Below are 6768 nucleotides of genomic sequence, written 5' to 3'. Positions count from 1 at the left end.
CGGCATCGCTGCCGGCGCACCAGGCCGTGGCGGAGTCCCGGGATCAGTACCAGTGTGCGCGGCCACCGATCCGGCGGCCGGTGCCGCCCAGGATGGCCAGTGCCACGCCAGCCACCGCGAGAATGATACCGATGGTGTACAGCACCGGGATGCCCACGATGAACCCGATGACGAGGAGAATCACACCGAGAATGATCACTTGACACACTCCTTCGCATGAGACCCGGCCCGGCTCCGTGCCGTCCGGGCGGATGCGCTCTCGCCGTGAGGATGGCCAGTTTTCGGATAAACCAAACTACGGCGAATGGAGCAACCTTGGATCAGTACCGATAGTGATCGAGCTTGTACGGACCTTCGATGTCGACGCCGATGTACTCGGCCTGCTGCTTCGTGAGCTTGGTGAGCTTCACCCCGAGCGCGTCGAGGTGCAGGCGGGCCACCTTCTCGTCGAGGTGCTTCGGCAGCCGGTGGACGTCGGTGGCGTACTCGCCGGGCTTGGTGAACAGCTCGATCTGCGCGATCGCCTGGTTGGTGAAGGAGTTCGACATCACGAACGACGGGTGCCCGGTCGCGTTGCCCAGGTTCATCAGCCGGCCCTCGGACAGCACGATGATCGCGTGGCCGTCCGGGAACGTCCACTCGTGCACCTGCGGCTTGATCTCCTTCTTCACGACGCCGGGCAGCTTCGCCAGCCCGGCCATGTCGATCTCGTTGTCGAAGTGCCCGACGTTGGCGACGATCGCGTTGTGCTTCATCCGGCTCATCTGCTCCGCCGAGATGATGCCGAAGTTGCCGGTGGTGGTGATGAAGATGTCCGCGGTGGCCACCACGTCGTCGAGCTCGACGACGTCGAGGCCGTCCATCGCCGCCTGCAGCGCGCAGATGGGGTCGATCTCGGTGACCGCGACCCGGGCGCCCTGGCCGCGCAGCGCCTCCACCGCGCCCTTGCCGACGTCGCCGTAGCCGCAGACGACCACGCGCTTGCCGCCGATCATCACGTCGGTGGCCCGGTTCAGGCCGTCCACAAGGGAGTGCCGGATGCCGTACTTGTTGTCGAACTTGGACTTCGTCACCGAGTCGTTGACGTTCATGGCGGGGAAGAGCAGCTCGCCGTCCTTGGCGAGCTTGTAGAGCCGCTTGACGCCGTTGGTGGTCTCCTCGGTGACGCCGCGGATCTCCTTGGCCATCCGGGTGAAGCGGCCGCCGTCGGCGGCCAGGCTCGCGCGCAGGGTGTCGAGGATGATCCGGTACTCCTCCGGGTCCTCTTCGGACGGCTGCGGCACCGCGCCCGCCGCCTCGAACTCGACTCCCTTGTGGACGAGCAGGGTGGCGTCGCCGCCGTCGTCGAGGATCATGTTCGGGTCCAGCCCGCCGGGGAAGGCGAAGAGCTGGTCGGTGCACCACCAGTACTCTTCGAGCGTCTCGCCCTTCCACGCGAACACCGACGTGCCGGCCGGGGCGTCGACGGTGCCCTCCGGGCCGACGACGACCGCGGCGGCGGCCTCGTCCTGGGTGGAGAAGATGTTGCAGGACACCCAGCGCACCTGCGCGCCGAGCGCCACCAGCGTCTCGATGAGCACGGCGGTCTGCACGGTCATGTGCAGCGACCCGGCGACGCGGGCGCCTTTCAGCGGCTGGGCCGCGGCGTACTCGCGGCGGATCGCCATCAGGCCGGGCATCTCGTGCTCGGCCAGCCGCAGCTGGGTGCGGCCGGCCTCGGCGAGGGAAAGGTCGGCGACGGCGAAGTCGAGGCCATTGCGGGTCTGCAGTTTGTCACTCATGCTTCGGTGCACTCCGGAGTTCGTCGGGATGCGCTCGGGAGGCAGCACGGAAGTCCGTGCGGACAAGAGAAAGGCACCTCCCTCGCGGGAGGCGCCCTTGGAGTCGTGGTAGCGGGCCGAGCGTGGCGGAAGTCGATTCCGTCGCAGCGCCTCTCGGCCCAGAACCAGGATGGCAAAGCCGTCGCGAAGCTGTCAAGCGAGCGGACGGGCCATGAGAACGTCGTCGACGCCGTGCCCGTCGATGCGGAATTCGCCGCGCAGCACGCCTTCCACGACGAACCCGCAGCGTTCGTAGACCCGCCGGGCGCCGGTGTTGGGCCCCAATACGCGCAGCGTCAGCTTGCGGGCGCCTCGGTGACGGGCCTCGGCCACGGCGGCCTCGACGAGCCGCTGCGCGATGCCGAGCCGCTGCCGGTCCGGGTCGACCGCGAGCCCGTCGATCACGAGCACGTGCCGGTGCGCGGGGATGCCGAACCCCTCGCCGAGGCGCACGTACCCGGCGACGACGCCGTCGTGCTCGGCGACGAGGACGTCGTCGGGCCGCGTGCCGTCGCCGAAGAAGGGCGTGCCGGACGGGGGCGCGGGTGCGGGGGACACGACCGATGTCCAGGTGTGCCGGTCGATCTCGGCGAGCACGGGTTCGTCGGCACCGCGGGCGGTCCTGATGGTGATCACCGGGTCATCCTGGCGGACACCGGAACGCGCGCGCGAAGGAGTTTCAGAGCAGGTGCGCGCGCCGCCAGATGCCCTCCGACCGGCCGCCGATCAGGCCCGCGTCGCGCAGGAACGGCACGATCTTCTCGGCCATCCAGCGGCGCGTCTCGTGGAAGTGCGGGTTCGCCAGCGCCGCGGCACGGCCCGCGCGCGGGTCGATGCCGACGCTGCGGTAGATCCGCGGGTCGACCATGCTGTCGATCACGCCGAACGCGACCAATGCGGTCCGCAGCCGGTGCCGCTGCAACGCCGCCTTCGACAGCTTCGGCGTCTCGCGCAGGACCTCTTCCTTGGCGAACCGGACGTGCCGGGCCTCCTCGACCACGTGGATGCGGTTGACCGAGCGGATCAGCGGCTGGATGCCGTCGTCGTCCATCATCGACCGCTGCAGCCGGTCGGTGGTCTCCTCGGCGACCAGCACGCTGGCGAACATCGACGGCCCGGCGGCGGTCGCGCCGAACACCTTGGCGGCGCGGTGGACCACCTTCGGCACGCCGTAACGCGGGACGCCGAGCCGCTCGGCGGTGCGCGCGAACATCACCGAGTGCCGCGTCTCGTCGCCGATCTCGGTCATGGCGTACTGCGCGTGCTCGGTGCGCGCGTCGAGGTCGAAGACGTACCGGGCGAGCAGCTGCATCAGGACGATCTCGAACCACAGGCCGACGCTCATGATGCTGGCGATCTCGTGCTTGGACAGCTCGATCCGCTGCTCCGGCGTCAGCTTCGCCCACAGGTCCGTGCCGTAGAGGGAGACGCGCTCGAGCGGCATGTACGCCTTGCCCTCGGCGAGCGGCGCGTCCCAGTCGATGTCGACGTACGGGTCGTAGGAGTTCTTCGCGGAGCTCTTGAGCAGGCGTGCCGCGGTGACGTCCCGGTCCTGGGCCTCGACGCCCATGGCGGCCTCCGTAAAGTAGGGGGTACGCGGTGTACTAGCTACTTCGGCAGCGTACACCGCCCGGTGGCCGCGTGAGTAGGCTTTCGCCGTGACCAAGGTCGACGGACGGGCGACGCGCTGGGCGGGCCAGCAGGAACGGCGGCGCGCGGAGTTCGTCGACGCCGCGCTGGCGGCCATCGCCGAGCACGGCCCGGACGTCTCGACCGAGCAGATCGCCGAGCGCGCCGGCGTCGCCCGCACCCGCCTGTACCGCCACTTCTCCGACGCGGCGGACCTCCGCCGGGCGATCGCCCGGCGTGCGGCCGAGCTGGTGACGGCCGACCTGGCGCCGCTGTGGCACCCGGAGGGCTCGCCGAACGAGATGATCTCCACGGTGATCTCGACCCACCTGCGCTGGCTGACCGAGCACGCCCACCTGCACCGCTACCTGACCCGCGGGGTGCCGGACGGCCCCGACGTCCGCGGCGCGATCGCCCGCCACCTCAGCGGCCTGTTCACCGGCTACCTGACGGCGTTCGGGCTCGATCCCGCGCCGGCGGACACGATCGCCTTCGGCCTGGTCGGCTACGTCGAATCGGCGACGACCCGCTGGCTCGACCACCCGGGCACGCTCACCCTGCCCCAGCTGACGGCCCAGCTCACCGGCACGATCTGGGCGATGCTGGACCACACCCTGCGGGCAGGCGGCGTCGAGCTCGACCCGGACCGCCCGTTGCCGCTGCCGGAAGGGCTCTAGTCTTCCCGCGGGAACTCGGCCCGCACGCCCAGCAGCCGCACCGCGCGGGTCAGCTCGAACATCGCCAGCACCTCCTGCGCCGCCCGGTCGATCTCCGCCCCGTCCGACGTCGGTTCCGGCAGCGTGATGCTGTGCGTGTGGGTCAGGAACGGCACGAACCGCACCTTGACCGCCACCCGGGCCGCCGGGCGGCCCTCGTCGGCCACGTCCTGGGCGACGCGCTTGGCCAGCGCCGAGACCTCGGCCGCCATCTCCGCCGGGTCGGTCAGGTCGCGCTGGAACGTCGTCTCACGGCTGCGGGAGCGGGCCACCCACGGTGTCGCGCTCACCTCGGCGTCGCCGATGCCGCCGCCGAGCAGCCGCAGCCACGGGCCGGTCTTCGGGCCGAACCGGGCCGCCAGCTCCGCCGGATCGGCCTCCGCCAGGCCGAGGACCGTGGTGATGCCGAGCTCGGCCAGCTTCTTCACGGTCTTGCCGCCGATGCCCCACAGCGCGTCGGGCGGCCGGGCCCCCATCACGTCCCACCAGTTCTCCCGCGTCAGCCGGTAGATCCCGCCCGGCTTGCCGAACCCGGTCGCGAGCTTGGCCCGCAGCTTGTTGTCGCCGATCCCGACCGCGCACGACAGGCCCGTCTCGCGGGTCACCGCCTCCTTGATCGCGACGGCCAGCGCCTCGGGATCGGCCGTCTCCGCGCCGACGAACGCCTCGTCCCAGCCCAGCACCTCGACGACCACCGGCAGCCGCCGCACCGCGGCCATCACCCGCGCCGACACCTCGAGGTAGGCGTCCGGGTCGCTGGGCAGGAAGACCGCGTCCGGGCAGCGCCTGGCGGCGATCCGCAGCGGCATGCCGGACTGGACACCGAACGCGCGGGCCTCGTACGACGCCGTCGCGACGACGGCGCGTTCGGTGGGGTCGCCGTTGCCGCCGACCACGACGGGCTTCCCGCGCAGCTCCGGGTGGCGGGCGATCTCGACCGCGGCGATGAACTGGTCGAGGTCGACGTGCAGGACCCACTTCACCGGCTCAGTCTGCCTCAGATCCGGTGGCGCGCCACGTGGGTCCAGACGGTGCCGGTGAGGGTGAGGATCCCGCACAGCGTCACGCCGGGGTCGGGCAGCACCAGGCCCAGGACGAGCAGCGTCACGGCGGTGATGGCGAAGACGATCAGGAGGGCACTGCGGAGCGCGCGCGACTTCGGCCGCTTGCCGTCGCGCAGGGCGGCGGCGAGATCCGGGTCGCTGAGCTCCAGGTTGCGCTCGATCTTCTCGAGCTCGGTGCGATCGTGGTGACTGAGCATCGGGGCACTCCTTCGGCGCCGAACCCGCCGTATCGCCGTAGCGAATACCCCATCGTCCTCCTGGCGAACCGCCGAACGCCTTCTGATTTCGTGCTTTTCTCTGGTCCGACCGGGTGATCCGCGCTCCGCAACCGGCTTCGGCCACGTTAAGTTGCGCCGTGAACGTGGCCGGTCACGGCCGGAGAGCGGGTAGGGGGCGGCCGGGGGGCCACGTCCTGCCGTCGTGCCGGTGGCCGGTCCGCCCCCAACCAGCCGGAGGACTTCATGACCCTGCCCACCGAACCGATCGGCAGCATCCCGCGCCCCGCCTACCTCGTCGACGGACTCGGCGAGTTCGCGGCCGGCCGGATCGACGCCGCCGCGCTCGCCGAACTCGAGAGCCGGGCGCTGGCCGACACGATCCGCCGGTTCGAGGAGACCGGCTCACCGGTGCTGTCCGACGGGGAGCAGGGCAAGCCGAGCTTCGCGACCTACCCGCTGGCCGGGCTGGCCGCGCTGGCCCCCGACGGCGTCGTCATCCCGTTCGCCGACGGGCACACCCGGCAGCTGCCGCGGCTGACCGCGGGTCCCTTCCGCTACGCGACTCACGCCGACTCGTACCTCACGCGCGCGAAAACGCTCACCGACCGGCCGGTCAAGCAGGCGGTGATCGCCGCCTCCGCGCTCTCGCTGATCTACCCGGGTGACGGCATCGAGGGGTACTCGCAGGAGCAGTTCGTCGCCGACCTGGTCAACGAGGCCGAGGCCGACATCCGCGGCAGCCTCGAGGCGGGCGCGGACAGCGTGCAGATCGACTTCACCGAGGGACGGCTGTCGCTGAAGCTCGACCCGTCCGGCGGGCTGCTCCGGCAGTTCGTCGAGCTCAACAACGCGGTGCTCGACCGGTTCACCGCCGAGGAACGCGCCAGGATCGGTGTCCACACCTGCCCGGGCGGCGACCAGGACTCCGTGCACAGCCTCGACGTCGACTACGCGGGCCTGCTGCCGGCGCTGTTCGACCTCAAGGCCGGCCGGTTCTTCGTCCAGCTGGCCAGCGAAGCCGAGCCGGAGCGCGCGCTGCGCGTGATCGCCGACCACCTGAAGGGGGACCAGCGGGTCTTCGTCGGCGTCACCGACCCGATCGACCCCCGCGTCGAAACCCCGGAAGAGGTCCGGGACCGGGTGCTCACCGCGGCGAAGTACGTGCCGGCCGACCGGCTCGGCACCTGCGACGACTGCGGGTTCTCACCGTTCGCCGACGACACGTCGACCTCGCGGGACATCGCGTTCGCCAAGATCGCGGCCCGGGTCGAAGGCACGCGGCTGGCGTCCGAAGCGCTCGGCTGAGCGGACGGCGTGAGCC

The 6768-nt window shown here is 71.0% G+C and carries 8 protein-coding genes; 2 read left to right on the top strand and 6 right to left on the bottom strand.

What is annotated here, in order from left to right; translation table 11 throughout:
• Positions 1-43: 43 nt before the first annotated feature.
• The 4 genes from DV20_RS18045 to DV20_RS18030 form a co-directional block, all read right to left on the bottom strand.
• Positions 44-199 (bottom strand): hypothetical protein, encoded by a 156-nt coding sequence (locus tag DV20_RS18045; RefSeq protein WP_004559113.1) that lies wholly within the window; start codon positions 197-199, stop codon positions 44-46.
• A 121-nt stretch (positions 200-320) separates the two neighbouring features.
• Entirely contained in the window at positions 321-1781 is a 1461-nt protein-coding gene (ahcY, locus tag DV20_RS18040; RefSeq protein ID WP_043781742.1) for an adenosylhomocysteinase, read from the bottom strand.
• A gap of 192 nt (positions 1782-1973) precedes the next feature.
• Positions 1974-2456: a GNAT family N-acetyltransferase gene (locus DV20_RS18035; RefSeq protein ID WP_043781740.1), complete on the bottom strand. Its 483-nt coding sequence runs from the start codon at positions 2454-2456 to the stop codon at positions 1974-1976.
• A 43-nt stretch (positions 2457-2499) separates the two neighbouring features.
• Positions 2500-3390, bottom strand: a complete 891-nt coding sequence (locus tag DV20_RS18030) for an AurF N-oxygenase family protein (protein ID WP_043781739.1) — start codon at positions 3388-3390, stop codon at positions 2500-2502.
• Between the two features lie 88 nt (positions 3391-3478).
• Here DV20_RS18030 and DV20_RS18025 point away from each other — a divergent pair, with 88 nt between their 5' ends.
• On the top strand, positions 3479-4126 hold the full coding sequence (locus tag DV20_RS18025; protein ID WP_043781737.1) for a TetR/AcrR family transcriptional regulator: 648 nt from the start codon (positions 3479-3481) through the stop codon (positions 4124-4126).
• Here DV20_RS18025 and DV20_RS18020 read toward each other — a convergent pair.
• Together DV20_RS18020 and DV20_RS18015 are read right to left on the bottom strand one after the other, a co-directional pair.
• Positions 4123-5148 carry a DNA polymerase IV gene (locus DV20_RS18020; RefSeq protein ID WP_043781734.1) on the bottom strand — a complete coding sequence of 342 codons (1026 nt, stop codon included), beginning with the start codon at positions 5146-5148 and terminating at the stop codon, positions 4123-4125. The genes DV20_RS18025 and DV20_RS18020 overlap by 4 nt on opposite strands.
• 14 nt (positions 5149-5162) lie before the next feature.
• A complete protein-coding gene (locus tag DV20_RS18015) occupies positions 5163-5426 on the bottom strand; it encodes a DUF3040 domain-containing protein (protein ID WP_043781732.1) in 264 nt (87 codons plus the stop codon).
• A gap of 264 nt (positions 5427-5690) precedes the next feature.
• On the opposite strand from DV20_RS18015, the gene DV20_RS18010 reads away from it, so the two are divergent.
• Complete coding sequence (locus DV20_RS18010) at positions 5691-6752, top strand: cobalamin-independent methionine synthase II family protein (protein WP_043781728.1); 1062 nt, start codon at positions 5691-5693, stop codon at positions 6750-6752.
• Positions 6753-6768 lie beyond the last annotated feature (16 nt).

The organism is Amycolatopsis rifamycinica (genome assembly GCF_000695625.1).
In the GTDB taxonomy this organism is placed as follows: Bacteria; Actinomycetota; Actinomycetes; order Mycobacteriales; family Pseudonocardiaceae; genus Amycolatopsis; species Amycolatopsis rifamycinica.
This window is presented reverse-complemented; position numbering and strand designations above follow the sequence as displayed.

Excerpts from the sequence above, each read along its gene's own strand:
- DV20_RS18015 (WP_043781732.1), bottom strand. The coding sequence starts at position 5,426 with ATGCTCAGTCACCACGATCGCACCGAGCTCGAGAAGATCGAGCGCAAC.
- DV20_RS18010 (WP_043781728.1), top strand. The coding sequence starts at position 5,691 with ATGACCCTGCCCACCGAACCGATCGGCAGCATCCCGCGCCCCGCCTAC.
- DV20_RS18030 (WP_043781739.1), bottom strand. The coding sequence starts at position 3,390 with ATGGGCGTCGAGGCCCAGGACCGGGACGTCACCGCGGCACGCCTGCTC.
- ahcY (WP_043781742.1), bottom strand. The coding sequence starts at position 1,781 with ATGAGTGACAAACTGCAGACCCGCAATGGCCTCGACTTCGCCGTCGCC.